Origin of the sequence: Pseudomonas sp. CFII64 (genome assembly GCF_000416235.1) — a bacterium.
Lineage (GTDB): Bacteria > Pseudomonadota > Gammaproteobacteria > Pseudomonadales > Pseudomonadaceae > Aquipseudomonas.
The window spans coordinates 1-288 of the sequence record NZ_ATLO01000002.1; the positions used below are offsets into that span (position 1 = coordinate 1).

The following is a 288-nucleotide window of genomic DNA, read 5'->3' on the forward strand; positions in this document are numbered from 1 at the left end:
CAACGGACTGGTGGCCGAAGCGCCGGTGATCAACGCCTTCAGCGTGCGCCTCGCCACCCGCAGCGGCAAAGTCAGTCGTCAGACCTATGACTTCCAACAGCCTGGGCTCGACATGCTGGCCAGCGCGAAGCTGGCAGACGGGCGCGTGGACCTTGAAGACTATCAATACCCCGCGCCCTTCAATGACCGCCAGATCGGCGCACGCCAGGCGCAAACCGTGCTGGAACGCCATCGCAGCGACTATCAACTGGCCAGCGGCCAAAGTGATCAACCGGCGCTGCTCAGCGG

General features: G+C 64.2%; 1 protein-coding gene. It reads left to right on the forward strand.

Going from position 1 to position 288, the window contains the following annotated elements; all coding sequences use genetic code 11:
• Positions 1-288: contractile injection system protein, VgrG/Pvc8 family (locus tag CFII64_RS00010; protein WP_020288677.1), on the forward strand; the 288-nt coding region annotated here is incomplete at both ends.